Annotated in this window: 21 protein-coding genes; 12 read left to right on the top strand and 9 right to left on the bottom strand. The window is 75.3% G+C overall.

Translation table 11 applies throughout. From position 1 onward, the window contains the following. Positions 1-58: 58 nt before the first annotated feature. The 4 genes from AC07BS_RS12800 to AC07BS_RS12785 all read right to left on the bottom strand — a co-directional run bounded on the left by AC07BS_RS12800 (position 59) and on the right by AC07BS_RS12785 (position 4,023). Positions 59-1,756, bottom strand: coding sequence for a nitrite/sulfite reductase (locus AC07BS_RS12800; protein ID WP_478640499.1), 1,698 nt, complete (start codon positions 1,754-1,756; stop codon positions 59-61). A 118-nt stretch (positions 1,757-1,874) separates the two neighbouring features. Next, positions 1,875-1,958 (bottom strand): putative leader peptide, encoded by an 84-nt coding sequence (locus tag AC07BS_RS12795; protein ID WP_362250088.1) that lies wholly within the window; start codon positions 1,956-1,958, stop codon positions 1,875-1,877. A gap of 127 nt (positions 1,959-2,085) precedes the next feature. Next, on the bottom strand, positions 2,086-2,682 hold the full coding sequence (locus tag AC07BS_RS12790) for a GNAT family N-acetyltransferase (RefSeq protein WP_478931947.1): 597 nt from the start codon (positions 2,680-2,682) through the stop codon (positions 2,086-2,088). A gap of 72 nt (positions 2,683-2,754) precedes the next feature. Then, positions 2,755-4,023: a GAF domain-containing protein gene (locus tag AC07BS_RS12785; RefSeq protein WP_478640496.1), complete on the bottom strand. Its 1,269-nt coding sequence runs from the start codon at positions 4,021-4,023 to the stop codon at positions 2,755-2,757. Between the two features lie 237 nt (positions 4,024-4,260). On the opposite strand from AC07BS_RS12785, the gene AC07BS_RS12780 reads away from it, so the two are divergent. The 4 genes from AC07BS_RS12780 to AC07BS_RS12765 all read left to right on the top strand — a co-directional run bounded on the left by AC07BS_RS12780 (position 4,261) and on the right by AC07BS_RS12765 (position 8,849). Continuing rightward, complete coding sequence (locus AC07BS_RS12780; RefSeq protein ID WP_478640495.1) at positions 4,261-5,436, top strand: YihY/virulence factor BrkB family protein; 1,176 nt, start codon at positions 4,261-4,263, stop codon at positions 5,434-5,436. Positions 5,437-5,634: 198 nt separating this feature from the next. Beyond that, entirely contained in the window at positions 5,635-6,732 is a 1,098-nt protein-coding gene (gene rsgA / locus AC07BS_RS12775; RefSeq protein ID WP_478640492.1) for a ribosome small subunit-dependent GTPase A, read from the top strand. A gap of 103 nt (positions 6,733-6,835) precedes the next feature. Beyond that, positions 6,836-8,350: a DNA-3-methyladenine glycosylase 2 family protein gene (locus tag AC07BS_RS12770; protein WP_478931943.1), complete on the top strand. Its 1,515-nt coding sequence runs from the start codon at positions 6,836-6,838 to the stop codon at positions 8,348-8,350. A gap of 1 nt (position 8,351) precedes the next feature. Continuing rightward, a complete protein-coding gene (locus AC07BS_RS12765; protein ID WP_478640488.1) occupies positions 8,352-8,849 on the top strand; it encodes a methylated-DNA--[protein]-cysteine S-methyltransferase in 498 nt (165 codons plus the stop codon). A gap of 21 nt (positions 8,850-8,870) precedes the next feature. Here the strand turns inward: AC07BS_RS12765 and AC07BS_RS12760 are convergent, their stop codons facing one another. Beyond that, positions 8,871-9,560: a helix-turn-helix transcriptional regulator gene (locus AC07BS_RS12760; RefSeq protein ID WP_478640485.1), complete on the bottom strand. Its 690-nt coding sequence runs from the start codon at positions 9,558-9,560 to the stop codon at positions 8,871-8,873. Positions 9,561-11,738: 2,178 nt separating this feature from the next. Between AC07BS_RS12760 and AC07BS_RS12755 the strand changes: the two genes are divergently transcribed. Next, a complete protein-coding gene (locus tag AC07BS_RS12755; protein WP_478931941.1) occupies positions 11,739-12,830 on the top strand; it encodes a protein phosphatase 2C domain-containing protein in 1,092 nt (363 codons plus the stop codon). 124 nt (positions 12,831-12,954) lie between these two features. Next, complete coding sequence (locus tag AC07BS_RS12750) at positions 12,955-13,569, top strand: ATP-binding protein (RefSeq protein ID WP_478640481.1); 615 nt, start codon at positions 12,955-12,957, stop codon at positions 13,567-13,569. Positions 13,570-13,589: 20 nt separating this feature from the next. Here AC07BS_RS12750 and AC07BS_RS12745 read toward each other — a convergent pair whose 3' ends face one another. Next, entirely contained in the window at positions 13,590-14,639 is a 1,050-nt protein-coding gene (locus AC07BS_RS12745; protein WP_478640478.1) for a DUF2637 domain-containing protein, read from the bottom strand. A gap of 196 nt (positions 14,640-14,835) precedes the next feature. Then, positions 14,836-15,654: a (2Fe-2S)-binding protein gene (locus AC07BS_RS12740; RefSeq protein ID WP_478931938.1), complete on the bottom strand. Its 819-nt coding sequence runs from the start codon at positions 15,652-15,654 to the stop codon at positions 14,836-14,838. A gap of 118 nt (positions 15,655-15,772) precedes the next feature. On the opposite strand from AC07BS_RS12740, the gene AC07BS_RS12735 reads away from it, so the two are divergent. After that, positions 15,773-16,501: a GntR family transcriptional regulator gene (locus AC07BS_RS12735; RefSeq protein WP_478640475.1), complete on the top strand. Its 729-nt coding sequence runs from the start codon at positions 15,773-15,775 to the stop codon at positions 16,499-16,501. Between the two features lie 173 nt (positions 16,502-16,674). Here AC07BS_RS12735 and AC07BS_RS12730 read toward each other — a convergent pair whose 3' ends face one another. Both AC07BS_RS12730 and AC07BS_RS12725 read right to left on the bottom strand, forming a co-directional pair. Then, entirely contained in the window at positions 16,675-17,448 is a 774-nt protein-coding gene (locus tag AC07BS_RS12730) for a hypothetical protein (protein ID WP_478932113.1), read from the bottom strand. Positions 17,449-17,656: 208 nt separating this feature from the next. After that, positions 17,657-19,336: a PucR family transcriptional regulator gene (locus AC07BS_RS12725; RefSeq protein WP_478932111.1), complete on the bottom strand. Its 1,680-nt coding sequence runs from the start codon at positions 19,334-19,336 to the stop codon at positions 17,657-17,659. A 164-nt stretch (positions 19,337-19,500) separates the two neighbouring features. Between AC07BS_RS12725 and AC07BS_RS12720 the strand changes: the two genes are divergently transcribed. The 5 genes from AC07BS_RS12720 to AC07BS_RS12700 all read left to right on the top strand — a co-directional run bounded on the left by AC07BS_RS12720 (position 19,501) and on the right by AC07BS_RS12700 (position 25,879). Continuing rightward, positions 19,501-20,397, top strand: a complete 897-nt coding sequence (locus AC07BS_RS12720; RefSeq protein WP_478931936.1) for an FAD binding domain-containing protein — start codon at positions 19,501-19,503, stop codon at positions 20,395-20,397. Next, complete coding sequence (locus AC07BS_RS12715; RefSeq protein WP_478931934.1) at positions 20,388-20,876, top strand: (2Fe-2S)-binding protein; 489 nt, start codon at positions 20,388-20,390, stop codon at positions 20,874-20,876. Before AC07BS_RS12720 ends, AC07BS_RS12715 begins: the two co-directional genes overlap by 10 nt. A gap of 4 nt (positions 20,877-20,880) precedes the next feature. Continuing rightward, entirely contained in the window at positions 20,881-23,259 is a 2,379-nt protein-coding gene (gene pucD / locus AC07BS_RS12710) for a xanthine dehydrogenase subunit D (RefSeq protein ID WP_478931932.1), read from the top strand. A 78-nt stretch (positions 23,260-23,337) separates the two neighbouring features. Continuing rightward, a complete protein-coding gene (locus AC07BS_RS12705; RefSeq protein ID WP_478640468.1) occupies positions 23,338-24,726 on the top strand; it encodes an NCS2 family permease in 1,389 nt (462 codons plus the stop codon). A 19-nt stretch (positions 24,727-24,745) separates the two neighbouring features. After that, positions 24,746-25,879, top strand: coding sequence for an XdhC family protein (locus AC07BS_RS12700; protein WP_478640465.1), 1,134 nt, complete (start codon positions 24,746-24,748; stop codon positions 25,877-25,879). Positions 25,880-25,967: the final 88 nt, after the last annotated feature.

Raw genomic sequence — 25,967 nt, 5'->3', positions numbered from 1 at the left:
CGGCGCAGCGGTGCGGCCATCGTCGTCGTCCGCGGCCGAGTGGCCGCGCGTGCGTCGCTCACGACAAAGACCCCTCATCCGCCCTGGCCGCCCACTGGGCGAACCGTTCCCCCTCGGTTCTCTCCGCCTGGAAGCGCCGCAGGACCCGCTCGACGTAGTCCGGGAGCTGTGCCGACGTCACCTTCAGACCGCGCACCTTGCGGCCGAACCCGGCCTCCAGGCCCAGCGCCCCGCCCAGATGCACCTGGAACCCCTCGACCTGCTCGCCCCGCTCGTCGGCGACCAACTGCCCCTTGAGACCGATGTCCGCCACCTGGATACGGGCGCAGGCGTTCGGGCAGCCGTTGATGTTGATCGTGACGGGCTCGTCGAACTCCGGCAGCCGGCGTTCGAGTTCGTCGATGAGCGAGGCGCCGCGCGCCTTGGTCTCCACGATGGCGAGCTTGCAGAACTCGATGCCCGTGCAGGCCATCGTGCCGCGCCGGAAGGGCGAGGGCGCGACCCGCAGGTCCAGCGCCTCCAGGCCCGAGACCAGCGAGGAGACCTGCTCCTCCGGCACATCGAGCACGATCATCTTCTGCTCGGCCGTGGTGCGCAGCCGGCCGGAACCGTGCGCCTCGGCCAGCTCCGCGATCTTCGTGAGGGTGGCGCCGTCCACCCGTCCGACGCGCGGGGCGAACCCGACGTAGAAGCGGCCGTCCCGCTGCCGGTGCACCCCGACGTGGTCCCGCCAGCGTTCGACGGGCTGCTCCGGCGCGGGTCCGTCGAGCAGCGGGCGGTGGAGGTACTCCTCCTCCAGCACCCGGCGGAACCGTTCCGCCCCCCAGTCGGCGACGAGGAACTTCAGCCGGGCCCGGTTGCGCAGCCGGCGGTAACCGTAGTCGCGGAAGACGCCGATGACGGCGCCGTAGACGTCGGCGACCTCCTCCAGCGGCACCCAGGCGCCCAGCCGGACGCCGATCCTGGGGTTGGTGGACAGGCCGCCGCCCACCCAGAGGTCGAAGCCCGGGCCGTGCTCGGGGTGGCGCACGCCGACGAACGCGACGTCGTTGATCTCGTGGGCGACGTCCAGCAGCGGGGAGCCGGAGACCGCCGACTTGAACTTGCGGGGGAGGTTGGAGAAGTCCGGGTTGCCGATGAAGCGGCGCTGGATCTCCTCGATGGCGGGCGTGCCGTCGAGGATCTCGTCCTCGGCGATGCCCGCCACGGGCGAGCCGAGGATCACGCGCGGGGTGTCGCCGCAGGCCTCGGTGGTGGACAGGCCCACGGCCTCCAGCCGCCGCCAGATCTCCGGGACGTCCTCGATGCGGATCCAGTGGTACTGGATGTTCTGCCGGTCGGTGATGTCGGCGGTGCCGCGGGCGAACTCCTGGGAGACCTCGCCGATGACGCGCAGCTGCCCGGTGGTCAGCCGGCCGCCGTCGATACGGACCCGGAGCATGAAGAACTCGTCGTCCAGCTCCTCGGGTTGGAGGATCGCCGTCCGGCCGCCGTCGATGCCGGGCTTGCGCTGGGTGTACAGCCCCCACCAGCGCATGCGGCCGCGCAGATCGGCGGGGTCGATCGAGTGGAAGCCGGTCCTGGAGTAGATCGTCTCAATGCGTGTCCGCACATTGAGACCGTCGTCGTCCTTCTTGACCTGTTCGTTGGCGTTGAGCGGCGTGAGATGGCCGACGGCCCACTGGCCCTCGCCGCGATGACGGCCGGTCCTGCGCCGCGCGGTGGCGGCAGGGGGATGCGAAGGGGAGTCAGCCATGGGGAAATGTCCTTAAGATCCGCATACGTCCGCAGCGAGGGTGCGGGAAGAGCGAGAAATGAGCGTCCTCGGCCGCGCGGCGCCGGGCGGCGAGGGAAGTGCGGTGGTGCTGTGACTGTCAGCCCGCCGGACAGATGGCGCTGGACATGCGGCCGAGGTCGACGTGACGTCGACTCACCAGGGCAACTCCAGCGCGGGACATGACGGAAGCGTGGCACGGCGGTCTTCGGCCAGTCCACTGTTGTCCGTATCATGAGAAATGCCGTCCCGAAATACGGGACGGCATCGTGGTCGCGGACGGCTGTCCGCCGGGTGTCGCGGGGTGGCGGCTACGCGGCCCCGTCGCCCAGCGCTCCCGGCCAGGGGCCCGGAGCCGGGACGTCCGGCTCCTCCTCGGTCCGGGTCTCGAACACCCGGAATCCGCGCCGCTCGTAGTTGGCCAGCGCGTGCGGTCCGTCCTTGCTGCACGTGTGCACCCACACCCGCTTCGTCGGCTCGCGGTCCGGCCACCGCTCGGCCAGGTCCCAGGCGCGCGCCGTGCCGTACGCCAGTAGATGTCCGCCGATGCGGCGCCCCCGGAAGGCCTCGACCAGCCCGAAGTAGACGATCTCCACCGTCCCCTCCGGCTGCGGGTCCAGCTCGATGTACCCGGTCGGCGTCCCGCGCTCGTAGGCCACCCAGGTCTCGACGCCCGGCCGCTCCAGGTGGGCGCGCCAGCGCGCGTACGTCCACGGCAGCCGGTCCGTCCAGGTGACGTCCCCGCCCACGGCCGTGTAGAGGAAACGGCTGAATTCCGGCGAGGGCACCTCGGCCCGCTCGATCCGCACCCCGGCGGCGGGGTCCGGGGCGCCGGCGGGCCTGAGGTCCTCCGGCGAGGTCTGCTCCAGGGACCAGGTGGTCACGGTCGTCGTCGCGCTCTTGCTCATGCACGGCACCCCATCACACGCGTCCCGCCGGGATCACCCGCCCCCCTGCGGCCTCTCCCTCCGGCCCCTCCCTCAGTCTCCCTCCCAGCCTCCCTCCAGCTCCCGGCGGGCGGCCAGCACCACCGGTGCCGTCGAGGCGGGCAGCAGGTCGACGGCCCGGTGGGGGGCCAGCAGCCGGACGTCCAGGCCGTCCGCGAAGCGGTACGGGCGGTGGCTGAGCACCCCCGCCAGCGTGCGCCGCATCCGCGACATCTCCGCCCGTACCGTGACCGTACGGGTGGCGTCGCCGAAGAGGTCCGCCGCCAGCTCGGCGGCCGTCCGCCCGGCGCGGTGCCGGGCCAGGACGTAGAGCAGCTCGGCGTGGCGCGGGCTCAGCTCGTGCGTCCAGTGGCCCGCCTGGCCGGAGACGGTGACCGTCCAGGAGCGGGGCCGGCGCAGGTCCAGCACCAGGCGGCCGGGCGGCGCGTCACCGTCGCCGGACGCGTCGACGCGCACCAGCCAGCCGTCCGGCAGCGGCTCGATCTCGCACGGCCCGAGCGACGGCAGCCAGACCCGCCCCGGCCGGACGTCCCGCGGCAGCACCACCCGGCTCACCGGGGCCATCCCCGTCACCGCCGCCGTCCAGCCGTCGCGGTCCACCGCCAGCGCCCGGCCGCCGAGGCGGGCCAGCATGGGTGCCGCGACCGCCCGCAGCCGGTCGACGGACTCCCAGTGCCGGGCCCGCAGCTCCGCCTCGGATACCTTGGCCACGGCCGTCACCAGGGCCAGCGTGGTGGGGTTGAAGGCCGCCGCGGGGCCGCTGACGTTCAGCACGCCCAGCAGCCGCCCGTCCCGCGGGTCGTGGAGCGGGGCCGCCGCGCACGTCCACGCGTGGTGGGTGCGGACGAAGTGCTCGGCCGAGTGCACCTGCACCGGGCGGCGTTCGACGAGCGCCAGCCCGATCCCGTTCGTCCCCACCACCTCCTCCGTCCAGGAGGCCCCCACCTCGAAGCCCAGCCGGTCGGCGCTCCGGCGGATCCCCGGACTCCCCTCCCGCCACAGCACCCTCCCCTCCGCGTCGGCCACGACGATCAGGTGCCGGACGGCGTCGGCCGCCTCGAGCAGCCCCTCGCGCAGCTGGGGCAGCAGCACCCCCAGCGGGGAGGCGTGCCGCAGGTGCTCCACCTCGTCGGCCGCGATCCGCGGTGCCGTCCGGCCCGACTCCGGGTCCACCCCGTGGCCGCGCGCGCGGTGCCACGACTCCCCGATCACGGGCCGCGGCCGCGCCGGCGGCGGGGCGCCGGCGAGGGCGGCCTCCCGGATCGCGGGGAGCAGCGCCGTGTCGATTGGTATGCGCTTCACGCTGCAATGGTGCCCGGCGAGGGGCGGTGCGCGCGGGGGCATCCGGGATATTGCAACGCCATGCAACCATTGCGAACGCCCCCGCCCCGGGCGGAAAGTTGACAACGAGCGGCCGGAGGGTGGTGCCGAGTCGGCGCAGCATCACCCTCCGCGGCCTCCCGTCGGCCCCCTTCCGCGCCCCCGGCCGCCGGTGCCGCCCGGAACGACCGACCCGCCCGTGGCGGATACGGTTAGCGCGTGCAGGCAGCAAAAGAACATTCGGGGCGGCAGGTCGGCCGGCTCCACAGGGCCAGGGCTCTGTACCGAAATGTCTCCAAACGCAGGATGACGTGGCTGCTCCTGAAGGACACGGTCAACTCCTGCGTGGAGTACCGCGTCACGGGACTGGCCGCCGAGGCCGCGTTCTTCACGCTCATGTCGCTGCCGCCCCTGTTGCTGGGCCTCCTCGGCCTGCTCCGCTACCTGGACGACTGGGCGGACACCGACACCATCGGCGCCATCCAGCAGAACATCCTGGCGGCCTCCTCGACCGTCCTGTCCGACCGGGGCACCAAGGAGATCGCCGAGCCGCTCGTCCAGGACGTCCTGAGGATCGGCCGGCCCGACGTCATCTCCATCGGCTTCGCCATCGCCCTGTGGTCCGGCTCCCGCGCGGTGAACGTCTTCGTCGACACCATCACGATCATGTACGGGCTGGAGGGCCGGCGCGGCATCGTCCGCACCCGGCTGCTGGCCTTCGCCCTCTACGTCGTCGCCCTCGCCATCGGGGCGGTGGTGCTGCCGCTGACGGTGGCCGGACCGGAGGCGGTGGAAGGCGTCGTGCCCTGGAGTGCGGACGTCGTCCGCTTCCTCTACTGGCCCGTCGTCATCGTGCTGTCGATCGCCTTCCTCACCACGCTCTACCACGTGTCCGTCCCGGTCCGCTCGCCCTGGGCGGAGGACATCCCGGGCGCCTTCGTGGCCCTGACGATGTGGGTCCTGGGAAGCTTCCTGCTGCGCATCTACCTCACGCACACGGTCGAGGGCGTGACCATCTACGGCTCGCTGGCGGCGCCCGTCGCCGTGCTGCTGTGGATCGGGGTCTCCGCCTTCGCGGTGCTCGTCGGCGCCGCCGTGAACGCCGCGCTGGACCGCGTCTGGCCGTCCGTCACCACGGCCGAGGCCCGCGCCGAGGTCGACCGCCGGCGCGAGGCCGCCGCCGCCCGGGCCGCGTACGAACGGGCCGCCATGGCCCTGGTCCACGAGATGGACGACGACCCCTGGGAGCCGGAGGACGGCGTGATGGGCCAGGACCGCGAGCCGCCCTCGGAGTTCCCCGAGCGCTGGGCGCAGTTCCTGCCGCCCGAGGACGTACGGTCCCGGCTGACCAAGCCGGAGCACCAGCCGAAGCACGCGAAGCACCGGCGCGAGTAGCGCGGGTACGCCGACCGGCACGAGGGCGGGGTGGCCACGGGAAAATCCGTGGCGACCCCGCCCTCGCCGCGTCTACGATCGCCGCGCAAGTACACGGCACAACCAGGAGAGGTGACCACGTGATGACTGTCATTGCGACGGGCCGCGCCCGCATCCGGAAGCAGATCCATCCCACCTCCCTCCTGAAGGACCACCGTCTTGTCCGAGACCGTTTCCGCACGCCCCCTCTCCGCCTACGGCTGGGACGCGGCGTTCGCTGACGACTTCACTCCCCACGCCGCCGAGGGCCTCGTCCCCGGGCGGATCGTCCGCGTCGACCGCGGCCGCTGCGACCTCGTCGTCGCCGACGGCGACGGCACCCGGCACGTCATGGCCGACGCCGCGCTCGTCGCCACCGGCGACCCCCTGTCCATCATGTGCACCGGCGACTGGGCCGCCGTGGACCCGGCCACCGGCTACGTCCGGGCCCTGCTGCCCCGGCGCACGGCCTTCGTCCGTTCCACCTCCTCCAAGCGGTCCGAGGGCCAGGTCCTCGCGGCCAACGTCGACCACGCCGTCGTCGCCGTCTCCCTGGCCGTCGAGCTCGACCTCGGCCGGATCGAGCGGTTCCTCACCCTGGCCTGGGAGAGCGGCGCCACCCCGCTCGTCGTGCTGACCAAGGCCGACCTCGTCCCCGACCCGGGCGCGCTCGGCCATCTGCTCGCCGACACCGAGGCCGCCGCGCCCGGCGTCCAGGTGCTGGCCGTCAGCGCGGAGACCGGCGAGGGCGTCGACGTCCTCGCCGCCGTGCTGGCCGGCGGCACGTCCGTGCTCCTCGGCCAGTCCGGGGCCGGCAAGTCCACCCTCGCCAACGCGCTCACCGGCGAGGACGTCCAGGCCGTGCGGACCACGCGCGACCGCGACGGCAAGGGCCGGCACACCACCACCACGCGCAATCTGCTGGCCCTGCCGGGCGGCGGGGTGCTCATCGACACCCCCGGTCTGCGCGGGGTGGGCCTGTGGGACGCCGAGGCCGGCGTCGCGCAGACGTTCGCCGAGATCGAGGCCCTGGCGGGCGACTGCCGCTTCCACGACTGCGCCCACACCGGCGAGCCGGGCTGCGCGGTGCTGGCCGCGGTCGAGAGCGGTGAGCTGCCCCACCGCCGGCTGGAGAGCTACCAGAAGCTGATCCGCGAGAACACCTGGATCGCCTCGCGCACCGACGCCCGGCTGCGCGCGGAGATCCGCCGCGAGTGGAAGGTGAAGCAGGCGGCCGGTCGGCGCTGGGCCGAGCAGAAGCGCGGCGGCGGCCGCTGACCCACGGCGGCCGACCTGCCCGGACATGGCGCCCTCGCGCACCGCGAGGGCCATGTCCGATTCCCGCCAGTGAAGCCCCCCGCGGTGGCGCAGACTGGAACGCATGAAGGACACCGCAGGCCGACTCGACGACTTCCGCTACCACGCGGTGAGCAGCAGGGACGCGCGTTTCGACGGCGACTTCTTCACCGCCGTGCGGACCACCGGCATCTACTGCCGGCCCAGCTGCCCGGCGGTGACCCCCAAGCGGGAGAACGTCCGTTTCTACCCCTCGGCCGCCGCCGCGCAGCGGGCCGGGTTCCGCGCCTGCCGGCGCTGCCGCCCGGACACCGCCCCCGGCTCGGCGGAGTGGAACGTCCGCGCCGACCTCGTCGGCCGCGCCATGCGGCTCATCGGGGACGGCGTCGTCGACCGCGAGGGCGTCGCCGGGCTCGCCGCCCGCCTCGGCTACAGCTCCCGCCAGGTGCACCGCCAGCTCACCGAGGAGCTCGGCGCCGGCCCCGTGGCCCTGGCCCGGGCCCAGCGCGCCCACACCGCCCGCGTCCTGCTGCAGACCACCGCACTGCCGGTCACGGAGGTCGCCTTCGCGGCGGGCTTCGCGAGCGTCCGGCAGTTCAACGACACGATCCGGGCCGTCTACGCCCGCACCCCCAGCGAGCTGCGCGGCCGCTCCGGCACCGCGGCGCCCGCGCCCACCGGCGTCCCGCTGCGACTGGCCCACCGGGGCCCGTACGCCGCCCGCGAGATCTTCGACTTCCTGGGCCGGCGGGCCATCGCCGGCATCGAGGAGATGACCGGCGCCCCCGGCGCCCGCCTCTACCGCCGCACCCTGCGGCTGCCCTACGGCACCGGAGTGGCCGAGGTCCACGAGGGCGGCCCCGACCCGGACGGCCACCGCACCTGGCTCGACTGCCGCCTCCACCTGACCGACCCGCGCGACCTGTCGACCGCCGTCCAGCGGGTGCGCCGCCTCTTCGACCTGGACGCCGACCCGTACGCGGTCGCCGAGGCCCTGGGCGCCGACCCCCACCTGCGGGCACCGGTCGCCGCCCGGCCCGGGCTGCGCTCGCCGGGCGCCGCGGACGCGGAGGAACTGGCCGTCCGCGCCGTCCTGGGCCAGCAGGTCTCCCTGACGGCCGCGGCGCGGCTGGGCGCCACGCTCGTGGCCGCGTACGGCAAGCCGCTGGCCGCCCCCGACGGCGCGCTCACCCACGTCTTCCCCGAGCCCGCCATCCTGGCCGAGGCCCCGCTCGACGAGCTGGGCATGCCCGACGCCCGGCGGCGCACCCTGCGCGTCGTCGGCCGGGCCCTGGCCGACGGCACGGTCGGCCTCGACCCCGGCGCCGACCGGGAGGCCGCCGAGCGGGCCCTGCTGGACCTGCCGGGCATCGGCCCGTGGACCGCCGGGTACATCCGCATGCGGGCCCTGGGTGACCCCGACGTCTTCCTGACGGGGGACGCCGGCGTACGGCACGGGCTCGCCGCACTGGGCGCCGCGCCCGGGGACGCCGATGCCTGGCGGCCGTGGCGCTCCTACGCCGTGCACCACCTGTGGACCGCGGCCTCCGCCCGTACCGCTCCCGCCCGTACCGCCGAACCCGCTGTGAAGGACGCCTGACATGCTCTACACCGAGATCGACAGCCCGCTGGGGACGCTGCTGCTCACCGGCCGCCCCTCCGCCGGCGCGCCGGGCGGCACCGCGATCGCTTCGCTGACCGTGCCGGGCCAGAAGAACGCGCCGGTCGTGGGCGACGACTGGCGGCGCGACCCGGCCGCCTTCGCGGAGGCGCGGCGGCAGCTGGCGGCCTACTTCGCGGGCGAGGCCAAGGAGTTCCACCTCGAATTCGCCGTCGGGGGCACGGAGTTCCGCCGCGCGGTCTGGGACGCGCTGGACTCCGTGCCCTACGGGGCCACCACCAGCTACGGGCAGCTCGCCGCCCGGGTCGGCGCGTCCCGCATGGCCGTCCGCGCGGTGGGCTCGGCGGTCGGCGCCAACCCGCTGCTGGTGCTGCGGCCCTGTCACCGGGTCATCGGCGCCGACGGCTCGCTCACCGGCTACGCGGGCGGCCTGGAGCGCAAGCGGCTGCTGCTGGAGCTGGAGGGATCGGCCGCCTGACACGGCCGGCCGGACCGCGCGTCAGCGACGCTCGGTCCAGCCCTGCTCGGCGGCGTGCCAGCCCAGTTGCAGCCGGGTGGTGACGCCGGCCAGCTCCATCAGGCGCTTGACCCGCCGCTGCACGGTCCGCAGGCCCAGCCCCAGCTGCTTGGCGACGCTGGCGTCCGTCAGCCCCGCCAGCAGCAGGGACAGGATCCGCAGATCGGCCGCGTCCGGCCCGGCCGCAGCGCAACTCTGACCGGGACCACCGGGCAGCGGTGGCCGGCCCTCGTGCCAGACGTCCTCGAAGAGGTCGACCAGCGCGTCCAGCAGCGGGCCGGAGCGGACGAGCAGCGCCGCGCACTCCGCGGTGCCGGCCGCCAGCGGCACCAGGGCCGTTCGGCGGTCGGCGATGACCAGTTCGGCGGGTATCCGGTCGACCACCCGCACGCGGTCGCCGTCCGACCGGACGTCCGTACGGGCGTGTTCGACGACCGTGCGATGCGGCACCGTGCTCGTGGCGTCCGGGACGCCGTCCCAGGGTCTCTCCGTCAACCCCCGGGGCCTGCCCGTCAACATGACGCACACTTCTTCCGCCGCGCCCACCCGCAGCCGCAGCAGGCGACGGGCGACCGCCTCGGCGCCCGTCACCACTTCCACCGCATCCCGCTCGGACGGCCATTCCCCCTGTGCCGTCTGCGGGATGGCGTTCAGACCCGTCGTGCCGAGCACGCCACACCCCTCCCCATACCCTCGGCCGCGTTCGCGGCCGAGGACATCATCCCTGGGGTGGTGTTCGCCGTGCACTCTTCCCGTATGCCCCGGAGTGTGGACAATAAGGGCATGAGTCAGCAGGGGGACCATTACGCCGAACAAGAGGACGCCTGGTGGCGCGAGTTGTACGGCAGGAGTGAGCCCGACACCGGGGGCGCCGCCACGGGCGACAGCCTCGACGACAGATTCTCCTCCGCCTCGGCCGTCGTGGGGCCGGAATCGGTTCGTCCGCGGGGTGAACCCCGGCGACCGAGGGTCGCCGGGCCGCCACCGCCACCCGCCGGGCCCGTCCTTCCGGGCCCGCCCTCCGCGTCCCCGTCCGGGCTCTCGCCCGCCCTCTCGCGCGGAGTGCCCCGGCAGGCCAAGCGCTGGTCGGCGCCGTGCGACGGCGCCCTGCCGGTCCCCGCCGCCCGGCCGCCCGGCCCCGAACTCCGCCCGCCCGTAGGCCCACTGCCGCGGCCCGAGGGGCCCCCGCCCCCGGACCCGAGGACCCGGGTCTCCCCACCGCCCCCGCCCCGCCGCGAGACCCCGGCGACCGGTCCGGCTACGCCGGATGACGGGGGGATCATGGACATCGCGGAGGTCACGGGCGTAGCGGAGATCACGCCGAGCGCGCCGCGCGCGAAGCCGCCGGAGGCCGGGGAGCCCGGTGCGGCCAGGAGGCCGAGGGCGGCCGGAGGAACCGGGGGAGCGGCGGGCGCGAGGCCCGTCCGCGTCCCCCCCGGCGCACGCGGCCGCGCGGAGGCCCGCGGAGTCCGGGGCCGCGCGGGCCGTCCCGGCGGGTCGGACAGGTCGGACGGGTCCGGGCGTACCGCCGCCGATGCCCCGGGCGCTGCCCGGGGCGTGCCTGGTGCCTCGGGTGAGGCACGGCTCCCTGGCGCCGGGGGTGAAGCCGGCGTCCCAGGCAGGACGGATACCCCGGGCGGCTCCGGAAACTCCGCCGCGTCGCCCGGCGTTCCCGGCGACCCGGGCGGGGCAGGGGGCGTGCCTGGTGTCCGGGGCGGCAGGACGGATGTCCCGGGCGGGCCCGGAAACTCCGCCGCGTCGCCTGGCGTTCCCGGCGACCCGGGTGGTCGCGGAGCCGCTGCCGGTTCCGGAGGGCCGGGCGGAACGGGCACGGCCGGTTTCGCCGGCGAAGCCGCCGGAGCTGGCGCGGGCGGCGCGCCCGGGTTCCGGGGCGGGACGGATGTCCCGGGCGGCCCTGGAAACTCCGCCATGCCTGGCGTTCCCGGCGACCTGGGTGGTCGCGGGCCCGCTGTCGGCTCCGGCGTTCTGGGTGTCCCGAGCGCCCCGGGCGGAGCAGGCACGGCCGGCTTCCCCGGCGAAGCCGCCGGTCCTGGCGCGGCCGGGGCGCCCGGGGTCCGGCGCGGACCGGATGACCCGGGTGGGCCCGGAAACCCCGCTGCGTCGCCTGGCGTTCCCGGCGACCCGGGAGGTCGCGGAGCCGCTGCCGGTTCCGGAGGGCCGGGCGGAACGGGCACGGCCGGTTTCGCTGGCGAAGCCGCCGGTCCCGGAGCGGGCGTTGTGTCTGGTGTCCGGGGCGGGACGGATGTCCCGGGCGGGCCCGGAACGCCTGCCGCACCTGGTGTTCCCTGCGTTCCGGGTGCCTCTGGGATGCCCGGCGTCCGGGACGGAGCCGACGTCCCAGGCGGGCCCGGAAGCTCCGCCGCATCCGGTGTTCCCGGTGTCCTGGGTGCCCCTGGGGTGCCAGGCGTCTCCGGCGTTCCCGGTGTCCCGGGTGCCTCCGGGATGCCTGGTGTCCCCGGCGCCTCTGCGATGCCCGGCGTCCGGGGCGGAGTCGACCTCCCGGGCGGGCTCGGAAGCTCCGCCGCGCCTGCTGCTTCCGGTGGTCCGGGTAGCCCCGGGATGCCGGGCGTCTCCGGCGTTCCCGGTGTCCCGGGTGCCCCCGGGATCCCTGTCGTCCCCGGCATTCCCGGTGCTCCGGGTGAGCCCGGGAGCTCCGCCGGGCCGGGCGTTCCCGCCGCCCCTGGCGGGCTCGGTACGCCCGCCGACGCCGGGGCCTTCGGAGCCCGGGGCGAAGCCGGTGCCCCCGGTACGGACGGCGTTCCCGCCGGCTCCGGCGAGGTCGCCCTCCCCGCGCCCCCGGGCGGAGCCGTCGGTACCGACCTCTCCCGCGTGACCGGCCTCTCCGGAGCCCTGGAGGTCGCCGGTGTGCCGTACGCCCCCGTCCTTCCCGACTCCGCCGACACCACCGAGGTGTCCGAGCTGCCGCCGTCCGCGGTGGCCGTTCCCCGTAACGGGGCGCGGCTGCGGGCCACCGAGTTCGTGGGCCGGCGGCCGCCCACCTACGACGCCGAGCCGACCGCCTGGCCGCCCGCCGACCCCGGCGGGCTGGAGGACCTCGTACCGGACACGGTGCTGGACGGTGCCCGTTACGGTGCCATGACCCTGCGGGCCGCCTCGCTGCGTGGCGACTCCGCGCGCTACCGCGGCGAGCCGCGTCGCGACGCCCTGCTCACCGCTCGTTTCGGCACCGGCGACGACGCGTTGCTGCTGGTCGCTCTGGCGAGCGGCGCCCGCGCGGCCGAGGGCGCGCACCGGGCGGCGCGCGAGGTGTGCGAGTGGATCGGCGGTGCCGTGGGCCGCAGTCACGCCCGGCTCGCCGAGGACATCCACGCCGGCCGTCGCGACGAGCTGAAGTCGGGTCTGCACCGGCTGACCGACCGCACCTACGGGCGGCTGCGCGTCCGGGCGACCGAATTGGGCCTGCCGGCCGCCGAGTACACGGCCGGGCTGCGCTGCCTGCTGCTGCCGGCCGACGTCCGCTGCCGGACGCGCGTCTTCTTCGGCGTCGGCGCGGGCGGGCTGTTCCGGCTGCGCGACGGCGCCTGGCAGGACCTGGACCCCGAGCCGCACGAGCCGGGGGCCTCCGGCGAGAGCGCGGCGGCCGACTACACGGCGGCCGACCGGATCACCGTGGACCTCGGCATCCCCACGCCGGGGACCGCGCCGGTCATCGACCCGGCCGAGGTGCCCGGCGAGCCGTTCCGGTTCCGTGCCTCCGTGGCCCGGCCCGGTGACGTCCTGCTGGTGTGCACGGCGGGTCTGGCCGATCCGTTGCGGGGCGAGGCGGAGCTGGGGGTCCGGCTCGCGGAGCGGTGGGCGCGGGAGGAGCCGCCGGGGCTCGCCGAGTTCCTCGCGGACGCGCAGCTGCGCGTGAAGGGATACGCCGACGACCGTTCCGCGTGCGCGGTGTGGGAGGTTTAGCGCGCGCCGTCCGTGTCACGATGTTGATGCCTCAACAGGAGTCGTCGCACCGGCCGTTGGGCATGCATTCTGCCGTGAGCGTGTTCGATGCCGGGGCGCCGGGGAGGGGTCGGGTCGGCGAGCGATGAGACGGCGGACTGCACACTGGGCGGGCGCGGAGCGGTGCGAGCGCGGGGGAGGTTCCGGGGCCGGGTCCGGGGACAGGACGCTCCACGAGGAGGTCCGGGAAGAGGCCCGGCGGGAGAGCGGTACGGCGGCCGATCGTACGGCCGCGCCGCCGCCGTGGGAGAGACGGATCGGGCCCGGAGACCTGGCGGCCGTGGCGGAGGTACGCGGCGCCCTGCGCGGCCTGCTGGCCGGCTGGGGCGATCCCGGGCGGGCGGACACCGCCGAGCTGCTGACGAGCGAACTGGTCACCAACGCGCTCGTGCACACCGACGGCGGCGCGGTGGTCGTCGTGCTGCTGGGCGAGGGCCCGGCCGGCGGGGCCGGGGGACGGCTGCGGGTGGAGGTGCGGGACGTCGTCGCGCGGCGTCCGGTGCTGCGTCCGCCCACGCCGGAGGCCCGGGCCGGGAGCGGCACCGGGCCTCCGGACGGCGTCGACACCGCCGCCACCTCAGGGCGGGGGCTGCTGCTCGTCCACGGTCTCGCCGACGGGTGGGGCGTCCGGGCCCACGGCGTGGGCAAGGCCGTGTGGTTCGAGCTCGACGCGCGCGATCCCCGGACCGCCCGCGCGTGACGGTTCGGGGACCGCGAGCCTCAGCCGAACTGGCGCTCGATCTGGGCGAGTTTCGCCTCCAGCGAGTCGAGGCGGGGGATGGCCTGGGTGTCGTCCTCGGCGGTCAGGTCGATGGGCTCGGGTTTGCCCACCGCCTGGAGCGGCCGGGAACGTACCGGAAGCTGCCCCTGCTCGACTATGGAAGGCTCCGGGCCGGCCTGCGACCCGATCTGGGCGGCGGGAGGCATCGCGGGGCCGGTCACCTCGACCTGCCGGCCGCCGCGGGCGCGCCCCCACATCCGGTGCTGGCGGTTGAGCGCCTTGATCCGGGCCCGTTCCAGCTTGCCCGCCTCCCGGCGGCGCAGCCGGTGCTGGGCGCGCTGCCGCTTGTCCTCGCGGACCTCCTCGACGGCCTCGTCCAGCGACCGTACGCCCTCCAGCAGCATCAGCGACCAGGCGCCGAAGGTCTCCCGGGGTGCCCGCAGCCAGCGCACCATCCGGATCTGCGGCAGCGGGCGGGGCACCAGGCCCTGTTCGCGCAGCGCGGCGCGGCGGGTCTGCTTCAGGGCCCGGTCGAAGAGCACGGCCGCCGACAGCGACATGCCGGCGAAGAACTGCGGGGCGCCCGCGTGGTCCATGCCCCGGGGCGCGTGCACCCAGTTGAACCAGGCCGCGGCGCCCGCGAAGGTCCACACCAGCATGCGGGAGCCGAGCGCGGCGTCGCCGTGGCTGGCCTCGCGCACGGCCAGGACCGAGCAGAACATCGCGGCCCCGTCCAGGCCGAACGGCACCAGGTACTCCCAGCCGTCGGTCAGCCCCAGGTTCTGCTGGCCGAAGCCGACCAGCCCGTGGAAGGAGAGGGCCGCGGCGACGGCGGCGCAGCAGAAGAGAAGTACGTAGGAGGCGATGCCGTAGACGGCTTCCTTGCGGCGTCTGCGCTCCTCGTTGCGTTCCCAGGAGTCGGCGCCGGCCGCCGTGTCCTCCGGGGCGGGCCGCCGGCCGCGCGCGTACACCGTCACCGCCACCACTGCCCCGATGAGCGCCACGGCACTGGGAAGCACCCAGTTCAGCGGTATGTCGGTCACTCTCATCTTGCGTCCCTTGCATGCAGTACGGGGTTTCGCGCGCCATCCTGACGGAACCCGGCCGGATGCCAAGGGGTTTCACGGCAACTCGCCGCGAATGGACGGCAGGGATATACGGAGAGCTACGAAAAGATTCGAACGCCGCCCAGCGTCAAGGGAATTGAGTTCTATTCACACCACTGAAAGGAGTGGAGTGGACCTGTCAGCCGGCTGACAGCCTCTCGACGCGGTCGGCGTCGCCGGTGCGGGGACAGGTGATGCAGGTGTCCTCCGGCCGCAGGGTGTAGAAGAAGCAGCAGCTCGCGCGGTCGCGGGTGGGTGCCGACCAGCCGCCGGGGCCGGTCAGTTCGCGGAACGACGCGCCGCCGACGAAGGGGGCGGTGGCCCCGGGCAGGAGCAGCTCGAGCTCCCGGCGGGCGCGCTCCTCCTGGCCGAGCAGCCGGCCCACGTGCCACAGTCCCTCGGCGGTCTCGTCGGTGGCCATGCCCCACAGCGCGCGCGGGCCGCGCCGCATGCGGGGTCCGAAGCCGGCCAGCACCGGGGCGAGGTGCGCGGCCACCGCCGAGCGCAGCTCCCGTCGCAGCGCCTCCTCGTCCGGTACGGCCCGCGCGCCCGGGTGCGTGGCGGCCGGGTCGGCGGGCAGGCAGGTGAATCCGGCGACGTCCGCCGTGATCCGGCCGCTGGCCCGGTGCAGCGCGACGGCCCGTGCCGGGAGGCGGGGCACCCGGCGGTCCAGGAACCAGGGGACCGTGAGGAGCAGGCAGGCGTGCCAGGCGTAGCGGTGCAGTCCGAAGCTCGCCACGACGTCGGGGCGGGCCCGCAGGCCGTAGTCGCGCAGCACCTGGGTCTCGTCCCAGGCGAGGAAGGCGTCCAGGTCGGCGCCGCCGGCGGCGAGGCCGGCCGCCGTCACCCAGCCGTCGCCGTGCCGGGGCGGGGCGCACGACACGGTCACCGCCGGGAGGAGCTCCGTCAACCGGGCGTAGGCCCCCGCGAGGGGAGACGTGGCCGGGGCAGCAGGCATGGGAGGGACCACCGAATCCCGATCGTTGGCAGGTAAGGCTTACCTTACCCGCGTCGGCCGGGGTTTGAACTGCCGGACGTGCCGCCTTAGGTTTCCCTATGAGACCAGGAGGAACCGGATGGAGCAGGGCAGACCCCACAGCGCAGTATCGCGGCCGGCGGCGGGGGTTCCGCGGCAGGCCACGCCGAGCGCGCGCGGGGAGCACACCCACGACGAGAGCCAGTACGCGCGCCGGGTGCCGCAGCGGCACTCCGTGCGCGGCCAGGTGCTCGACGCCCTCCGCAGGGCCCTCGTCAGCGGTGAGCTCGTCCCGGGCGAGGTGTACTCGGGCCCCGCGCTGGGGGAGCGTTTCGGGGTGTCGGCCACGCCCGTGCGCGAGGCCATGCAGCAGCTGGCGCTGGAGGGGGCCGTCGAGGTGGTCCCCAACCGGGGCTTCCGCGTGACCAGCCGCACCGCGCGCGACCTCGCCGAGCTGGCCGAGGTCCGGGCCCTCCTGGAGGTGCCGGCCCTGCTGCGGCTGGCCCGTGCCGTGCCCGCCCCGCGCTGGCGGGAGCTGCGGACGCTGGCCGTCACCACGGCGGCCGTCGCCGCCACCGGCGACCTGGCCGCCTACACGGAGGCGGACCGGGCCTTCCACGCGGCGCTCCTGGACCTCTCGGGCAACCGGCAGCTGGTGGCGGTGGCCGGCGAACTCCACCGCCGGGCCCAGTGGGCGGCGACGCCCGACCCGGTGATCGACGCGGCCGAACACCTCGCCCTCCTGGACGCCTTGGCGACGGGCGACCTGGCCACGGCGGAGACGGTGGCGAGGCACCACTGCGGCGTACGGACCCCGGACCGGTCCTGACCCGGTCCGGGGGACCGGCCGGGCGCCCCGGCGTCCGGCGGCGGATGCCGCTCGGTGCTGCGCGCCTTGCGGCGGGTCGCGCGGTGCGGGGACGCGCGCCGGGGCGCTTCCGCCACGGAGCCGGTTCCCGGCCGTACGCCGAGCCCGGCTCGTACCTCCCCGCCGGGCGGGCCCTAGCTCAGCCGCGCCGCCAGCCAGGAGGGGACGCCGCCCAGGAGGCGGACCAGGCGGAGGGCTTCCGCGCGGAGGCGGGCGGCCTCCGCGGGGTCCGGGAGCACCGCCGCCAGGGAGGCCAGCGCGGGCGCGATGCCCACCAGGTAGCCGAGCTCCTCGCGGATGCGCAGCGACTCGGCGAAGCCGTGCCGGGCCTCCGTCAGGCGGCCGTCGTGCTCGGCCATCGCCGCCACATGCCGCCACGTGGACGACAGCAGAAGCCGGTGGCCGTGCGCGCTCGCGCCCGCGTGGGCGCGGGTGAAGGCTGCGGTGGCGTCGGAGGGGTTGTCCGACAGGTGCTGGGCGATCAGGCCCCGCCGGAAGTCCAGCAGCGGCCGCGTCGGGGACCGCGGCGTCAGCAGCGCCGCCGCCCGGCCCAGCGCCGAGCGGGCCTCGTCGGCCCGGTCGCGTACGCCCAGCAGGGTGGCGGCGTACGCCAGGTGGCCGCGCTCGCAGGCCGCGGCGCCGCGCTCCTCGTCGTTCGTGGCCAGCGCCTCCGCCGAGCGCAGCGCGTCCTCCGCTGCCCGCCACCCCTCGCCCGTGAACACGCACCGCTCGGTCAGCACCGCCGTGCGCCGCAGCGCGACGTCCACCTCGGCGGCGGCCCGGGGGGCGAGCAGCGCGGCGGCGTCCTCCCAGCAGGCCCTCGACCGCAGCCGCCAGGCGGCGTGGCCGAGGGGGCCGAGGGGGTCCTCCCCCGGTGTGTGTGGCTCCGACAACCCAGAATTCCGCATGGCGGTGTCCGCCACAGTGCCCTCCCCAAGCGCGCCGTCGAGCTGGAAGCCTGCTCCGATCTCAGCACGAAGACCCGGGCCCGGCCAAGGGTCAGGTGTGAACCAATTCACAAACTCCCACCGAGGGGGAAGGCTACCGAAGAACGATCTCCGTCAGGAGGGGGAGTCCGCTCATGTGATAAAGGGACCCTCGGGGCGGCGGGCGCCCTCAACTCATGCGCAGGGCGAGGAAGAAGTCCAGCTTGTCCTCCAGGCGGGACAGGTCCCGGCCGGTCAGCTGCTCGATGCGCCCCACGCGGTACCGCAGCGTGTTGACGTGGAGGTGCAGCCGCGTGGCGCAGCGCGTCCAGGACCCGTCGCAGTCCAGGAACGCCTCCAGCGTGGGGATGAGCTCCGCGCGGTGGCGGCGGTCGTAGTCGCGCAGCGGGTCCAGCAGCCGGGCGGTGAAGGCGCGGCGGACGTCGTCCGGCACGAAGGGCAGCAGCAGGACGTGCGAGGCCAGCTCCTGGTGGCCGGCGGCGCACACCCGGCCCGGCCGGGCGGCGGCGACGCGCCGGGCGTGCCGGGCCTCCTCCAGGGCGCCGCGCAGCCCCTCCGCCGAGTGGACGGCGGCGCTGACGCCGAAGGTCAGCCGCCCGTCGTCGGCCAGGCCCGCGGCCAGCGGCTCGCGGACGAACGCCAGCAGCGCGTCCGCGTGGAGGCCCGCCGGCGGGAGCTCCTCGGCCCCGGTGAGCTCGGCCGGCAGCGGCACCAGCGCCACGGCCTCGTCGCCGGTGTGGGCCACGGCGATGCGGTCCGAGGGCTCGGGGCCGGCCGCCGCCGGGTCGACCAGCACCTCCTCCAGCAGCGCCTGGGCGACCGGGCCGCCGGGGATGTCGCCGTCCTCCCACTCCACGCGGGCCACCACGACCTGCCAGTGCGGGGCCGTGCCCAGCCCGGGCAGCAGCACGGGCGCGGCCACCCGCAGCCGGGCCGCGATCTCGGCGGGCGCGGCGCCCGCCTGGACCAGCTCCAGGACCTCCTGGGCGAGCCGGCGCCGTACCGTACGGGCCGCGTCGCGCCGGTCGCGCTCGACGGCGATCAGCTGGGTGACGCCGTGCAGGAGGTCCAGCCGCTCCTCCGGCCAGTCGCCGGCGTCCGCCTCGACGGCCAGCAGCCACTCGGACAGCACCGTCTCGCGCACGTCCCGCGCGGACGCGGTCCGGCCGCTGCTCCGAACGGGGAACAGGGAGTACGTGGTGCCGCCCACGGTCACCCGGTGGGGGTCGCGCCGGCCGCCGCGGGAGGCGGCCAGGTGCTCGCCGGCGAGCGCGGCGCCGACGGCCGGCGGCAGGTCCGGGCCCGCGCCGGCCAGCGAGGAGCCGGCGATCTGCCGGCCGGTGGGGGACAGCACCCAGGCGCGGAGGTCCAGGTCGGAGCCGAGCAGGTCCAGTACGACCTCGGGGCCGCCGCCCGCCGGGCCGCCCGTCATCAGCCGCCGGTGCCGGTCGACGACGGCCGCCAGGTCCCCGGCGCGCTCGCTGGAGACCTGCCGCACGACGTGCTCGGTGATGGACGCGAACGACACCGTCTCGTGCACCGAGAACAGCGGCATCCGGTGCCGGGCGCAGGCCTCGATCAGGTCGTCGGGGGTGGAGGCGATCTCCGCCTCGCCCGCGGCCAGCCCGGCCACGCCGGCGGCCGTCAGGATGCGGACGAACCGCTCGGAGTCGGCCGGCTCCCGCCGCCAGGCGAGTCCGGTGAGGACCAGCTCCCCGCCGGAGAGGTAGCGGCTGGGGTCGCGCAGGTCGGTGGTCATCACGCCGCGCACCGTACGGTCCAGCTCGTCCTCGCCGCCGAGCAGCCGAAGGCCCAGCGCATCGGTCTCCAGCAGTGCGCGCAGCCGCATCGTGGGTCGCCGCCGATCTGTCTTCTTGTTCACCAGTGGAATGCAGTGAGGTTTCTGAACCCCGTCTTTCGTTCGAATCTACAAGACGTGGGGCCTGGCCAGCCAACCGCTTCATGTTTTCGGTGACTGCACCGGCCTGTCGGAGGCTCGCTGTACTGGCCGACATGGACTTCCTGCGCCCCGCCGACTGGGGGGAGGCGCTCGCCGCGAAGGCGGCGCACCCCTCGGCCGTCCCCCTCGCGGGCGGCACGGACGTGATGGTCGAGATCAACTTCGACCACCGCCGCCCCGAGCACCTCCTCGACCTCAGCCGTGTCGCCGAACTCCACGAGTGGGAGGACGACGGCCCCGCCGTCCGGCTCGGCGCCGCCGTCCCCTACGCCCGCGTCCTGGACCACCTCCAAGGCCCGCTGCCCGGGCTCGCGCTCGCCGCCCGCACCGTCGGCTCCCCGCAGATCCGCAACCGCGGCAGCGTCGGCGGCAATCTCGGCGCCGCCTCCCCGGCCGGCGACAGTCACCCCCCGCTGCTGGCGGCCGGCGCCGACGTCGAGGTCCAGTCGGTGCGCGGCACCCGGCTGATCCCCGTCGAGGAGTTCTACACCGGCGTCAAACGCAACGCCCTCGCCCCCGACGAGCTGATCAGGGCCGTCCGGGTCCGCCGGGCCACCGGACCCCAGCAGTTCGCCAAGGTCGGCACCCGCAACGCCATGGTCATCGCCGTGTGCTCGTTCGCCGTCGCCCTCCACCCGGATCGCCGTACCGTGCGCACCGGCATCGGCTCGGCCGCGCCCACGCCCGTACGGGCCCGCGCGGCCGAGGACTTCCTCGCCGCGGTGCTGGAGGAGGGCGGCCACTGGGAGTCCGGGCGGACCGTACCGCCCTCGGCCGCCGCCGAGTTCGCCACGCTCGCCGCGGGCGCCTGCAACCCCATCGACGACGTACGCGGCAGCGCCGCCTACCGCCGGCACGCGGTCGCCGTCATGGCCCGCCGGACGCTCGGCTGGGCCTGGGCCGCATACCACCGGGACGAAGGGAAGGGGAGGGGAGCGCGATGCGCCTGAGCTTCACCGTCAACGGCCGCCCCCGGCGGGCCGACGATGTCTGGGAGGGCGAGAGCCTGCTGTACGTGCTGCGCGAGCGGCTGGGCCTGCCCGGCTCCAAGAACGCCTGCGAGCAGGGCGAATGCGGCTCCTGCACGGTCCGCCTCGACGGCGTGCCGGTGTGTGCCTGCCTGGTGGCGGCCGGGCAGGCCGAGGGCCGCGAGGTGGTCACCGTCGAGGGTCTGGCCGGACGGGCCGGGCTGGCGGAGGACGAACTCTCCCCCGTCCAGCGCGCGTTCGTCGACGCCGGGGCCGTGCAGTGCGGCTTCTGCACCCCCGGACTCCTCGTCGCCGCCGACGACCTGCTCGAACGCGTCCCCGAGCCGTCCGACGCCGACATCCGCGAGGCCCTGTCGGGCAACCTCTGCCGCTGCACCGGCTACGAGAAGATCCTCGACGCGGTGCGCCTGGCCGCCGCCCGTTCCGGAGAGGCGGGCTGACACCGTGCGCGACCTGACCCCCACCGGCCTCACCCAGGCGAGCGGCACGCGGGGCGGCATCGGCGAGTCCGCCCCGCGCCCCGACGGCACCCTCAAGGTCACCGGCGAGTTCGCCTACGCCTCCGACCTGTGGCACGCGGACATGCTCTGGGGCGTGACGCTGCGCAGCCCGCACGCCCACGCCCGCGTCCGCTCCCTCGACATCGCCGAGGCCCTCGCCACCCCCGGCGTCCACGCCGTCCTGACCCACGCCGACCTGCCCGCCGCCACCCGCTACGGCCTGGAGATCGAGGACACCCCCGTCCTCGCCGACGGCGTCGTCCGCCACCACGGCGAGCCCGTCGCCCTCGTCGCCGCCGACCACCCCGAGACCGCCCGCCGCGCCGCCGCGAAGATACGTGTCGACTACGAGCCGCTCCCCGTCGTCACCGACGAGGCGAGCGCCACCGCCCCCGGCGCCCCCGTCCTCCACCCCGGTCGCACCGACGAACACGCCCGCCACGTCCCCCATCCCAACATCGTCCACCGCCAGCCCGTCGTCCGCGGCGACGTGGCCGCCGCGCGGGCCCGCGCCGACGTCGTCGTCACCGGCGACTACGAGGTCGGCATGCAGGACCAGGCGTTCCTCGGCCCCGAGTCCGGGCTGGCCGTGCCCGCCGAGGACGGCGGCGTCGACCTCTACATCGCCACCCAGTGGCTCCACGCCGACCTCCGCCAGATCGCCCCCGTCCTCGGCCTCCCCGAGGACAAGGTGCGCATGACCCTCTCCGGCGTCGGCGGCGCCTTCGGCGGCCGCGAGGACCTGTCCATGCAGGCCCACGCCTGCCTGCTCGCGCTGCGCACCGGCCGGCCCGTCAAGATGGTCTACAACCGCTTCGAGTCCTTCTTCGGCCACGTCCACCGCCACCCCGCGAAGCTCCGCTACGAGCACGGGGCGACCCGCGACGGCGACCTCGTCTACATGACGGCCCGCATCGTGCTGGACGGCGGCGCCTACGCCTCCTCCTCCCCGGCCGTCGTCGGCAACGCCGCCTCCCTCTCCGTGGGCCCGTACGTCGTCGACCACGTCGACGTCGAGGCCCTCGCCCTCTACACCAACAACCCGCCCTGCGGGGCGATGCGCGGCTTCGGCGCGGTCCAGGCGTGCTTCGCCTACGAGGCGCAGATGGACAGGCTCGCGGCCGCGCTGGACCTCGACCCGGTGGAGTTCCGCCGCCGCAACGCGATGGCGCAGGGGGCGGTGATGCCGACAGGCCAGGTCGTCGACTCGCCCGCGCCCGTCGCCGAACTGCTGCGGCGCGTCAAGGCGATGCCCCTGCCGCCGGACCGGCAGTGGGAGTCGGCGGGCGGCGAGGCGGACCTCCGGGCGCTGCCGGGCGGGCTGTCGAACACCACCCACGGCGAGTCGGTCGTCCGGGGCGTCGGCTACGCGGTCGGCATCAAGAACGTCGGCTTCTCCGAGGGCTTCGACGACTACTCCACCGCCCGGGTCCGGCTGGAGACGGTGGGCGGCGAGCCCGTGGCCACCGTCCACACCGCGATGGCCGAGGTCGGCCAGGGCGGGGTCACCGTGCACGCCCAGATCGCCCGCACCGAGCTCGGCGTCGCCCGGGTGACGATCCACCCCGCCGACACGCGCGTCGGCTCCGCCGGCTCCACCTCCGCCTCCCGGCAGACCTACGTCACCGGCGGCGCGGTCAAGCACGCCTGCGAGCTGGTGCGGGAGCGGGTCCTGGAGCGGGGCAGGGCGCGCTTCGGCACGTACCACCCGGCGTGGGCCACCGCCGAACTCCTGCTGGAGGACGGCAAGGTGGTCACCGACGGCGGCGAGGTCCTCGCCACGCTCGCGGACGTCCTGGAGGGCGAGGCGGTCGAGGCCGAGGAGGAGTGGCGGCACCGCCCCACCCAGCCCTTCGACCCGCGCACCGGGCAGGGCTTGGGGCACGTCCAGTACTCCTTCGCGGCCCACCGCGCGGTCGTCGAGGTGGACACCGAACTGGGCCTGGTCAAGGTCGTGGAGCTGGCCTGCGCCCAGGACGTCGGGAAGGCGCTGAACCCGCTGGCCGTCGCCGGGCAGATCCAGGGCGGTACGACGCAGGGGCTGGGGCTCGCGGTCATGGAGGAGATCGTCGTCGACCCGGTGACGGCCAGGGTCCGCAACCCCTCCTTCACCGACTACCTCATCCCCACCATCCTCGACACCCCCGCGATCCCCGTCGACGTCCTCGAACTCGCCGACCACCACGCGCCGTACGGGCTGCGCGGCGTGGGGGAGGCCCCCACCCTCTCCTCGACGCCCGCCGTCGTGGCGGCCATCCGGCAGGCCACCGGGCTGGCCCTGAACCGGGTCCCCGTGCGGCCGGAGCGTCTGACCGGCGACTGAGCGCTCCGTTCCCCGCGCCCCTCAGGGGCGCACCCCGCGCATCCCGCGCACCCCCACCGGAATCCTGGAGCAGGCCCCATGTCCTGGCCCGACCGTTGGTTCCACCTCTCCGAACGGGGCTCGACGCTCGCCCGCGAAGTGCGCGGCGGCGTCACCACGTTCATGGCGATGAGCTACATCCTGCTGCTCAACCCCCTGATCCTGTCCGGCCCCGACGCCGGCGGACACACCCTGGCCCGGTCCGGTCTGATCACCGCGACCGCCTTCGCGGCGGCGCTGTCCACCCTGCTGATGGGGCTGGTCGGCAGGGTCCCGCTGGCGCTCGCGGCCGGCCTCGGGGTCTCCGGGGTGCTCTCCACCCAGGTCGTGCCCCGGCTGACCTGGCCGCAGGCCATGGGCATGTGCGTGCTCTACGGCGGGGTGATCGTGCTGCTGGTCCTCACCGGGCTGCGCGAGCGCGTCATGAACGCCATCCCGCTGGAGCTCAAGCACGCCATCACCATGGGCATCGGCATGTTCATCGCCCTGATCGGCCTGGTCAAGGCGGGCTTCGTGCACGCCGCCAAGTCCGGGGGCCCGGTCACCCTCGGCCCGGCGGGCGAGCTGGCCGGCTGGCCGGTGCTGCTGTTCTGCGTCACCCTGCTGCTGATCTTCCTGCTCCAGGCGCGCGAGGTGCCCGGCGCGATCCTCGTCGGCATCGTCGTGGGCACCGTGCTCGCGGTCGTCGTCGACGTGGTCGTCGACCCCGGCCCCCGCACCTGGCAGAACGGGGCCCCGCGGCTGACCGGGAGCGTCGTCTCGATGCCGGACTTCTCGCTGTTCGGCCGGGTGGGGTTCGGCGGCTGGGGGGCGGTCGGCGGAGCGACCGTGGGGATGATCCTCTTCACCCTGGTGCTGGCCGGGTTCTTCGACGCCATGGCCACGATCATCGGCGTGGGCACCGAGGCCGGACTCGCCGACGAGCGGGGCCGGATGCCGGGCCTGAGCCGGGCGCTGCTCGTCGACGGCGCGGGCGGGGCGATCGGCGGGGTGGCCGGGGCCTCGGGCCAGACGGTCTTCGTGGAGTCGGCGACGGGCGTGGGCGAGGGGGCCCGTACGGGCCTGTCGTCCGTCGTCACCGGGCTGCTCTTCGCGGCGTGCCTGTTCGTCACGCCCCTGACGAGGATCGTCCCCGGCGAGATCGCGGCGGCCGCGCTGGTCGTCATCGGCGCGATGATGGCGAGCCACGCCCGCCACATCGACTGGACGGACCGGGCGGTCGCCGTCCCGGTCTTCCTGACGGTGGTGCTGATGCCGTTCACGTACTCCATCACCGCGGGCGTCGGCGGCGGTGTCATCGCCCACACCGTCATCAAGGCCGGGCAGGGCCGCTGGCGCGAGCCGGGCGTCTTCATGTGGGTGCTGACGCTGGTCTTCGCGGGCTATTTCGCCCTGCATCCGATCGAGCGCTGGCTGGGCGCGACATAGGGAGACAAGGGGGTCCGCCGTGTTGGACATCGCCTCGGAACTGCACCGGTGGTGCGTGGAGGGCCGTGACTTCGCGGTGGCCACGGTGGTGGCCGTCCGGGGCAGCGCGCCCCGCCCGCCCGGCGCCGCCCTGGCCGTCGACGCCGCGGGCACGGCCGTCGGCTCGGTCTCCGGAGGGTGTGTGGAGGGCGCGGTGTACGAGCTGTGCCGCACGGCCCTGGAGACCGGGGAGACCTTGCTGGAACGGTTCGGCTACTCGGACGAGGACGCCTTCGCCGCGGGTCTGACCTGCGGCGGCGAACTCGACGTCCTGGTCGCTCCGGTCCGCGGGCGCCCGGTGCTGGCCGCGGCGCTGTCCGAGGCCGCGCTCGGCGGGACCGCCGCCCTGGTCCGGGTCGTCTCCGGCCCGCCCGGGACGCGGGGAGGCGCCCTGCTCGTCCGCCCCGACGGCACGGCCGAGGGCGGCCTGGGCGGCGGCCCGGCGCTGGATGCGACGGCGGCCCGGGAGGCGCTGGCCCTGCTGGACGCGGGCCGTACGGCACCGGTCGACGTCGGCGCGGACGGCTCGCTGTGCGGCGCACCGGTGCGGCTCCTGGTGGAATGCCGCGTTCCGCCACCGCGGATGCTGGTCTTCGGTGCGATCGACTTCGCGGCGGCGCTGGTCCGGGCGGGCGTCTTCCTCGGCTACCGCGTCACCGTGTGCGACGCCCGGCCCGTCTTCGCGACGCGGGCGCGCTTCCCGGAAGCCGACGAGGTCGTCGTGGACTGGCCGCACCGCTACCTCGACGGCCAGGACCTCGACGCCCGCACGGTCGTCTGCGTGCTCACCCACGACGCGAAGTTCGACGTCCCCCTGCTGGAGCGCGCCCTGCGGCGGCCCCTCGCGTACGTCGGCGCCATGGGCTCGCGCCGCACCCACGCGCACCGGCTGGCCCGGCTGCGCGCGGCGGGCCTGACCGGGGCGGAGCTGGCCCGGCTGCGGTCCCCGATCGGGCTCGACCTGGGGGCCCGTACGCCCGAGGAGACGGCCCTGTCCATCGCCGCCGAGATCGTCGCGGTCCGGCGGGGCGGCGCGGGCGGCCCGCTCACGGGCGGGCGGACGCCCATCCACCACGAGCCGCGGTGGTCCCCGGAGCCCCGGAGAATCGCATAGACGTGCGATGTGCCACTATGCATCGCACTCTTGTTCCCCTAGTTCTGAGAGTCATCTTGTCTCCTTCCAGACCCGGTTGGACCCGCGC

The sequence above is a fragment of the Streptomyces sp. NPDC044063 genome, assembly GCF_056434285.1.
The sequence above is the reverse complement of the archived record's forward strand: the minus strand, read 5'-3'. Positions and strand labels throughout refer to the sequence as shown.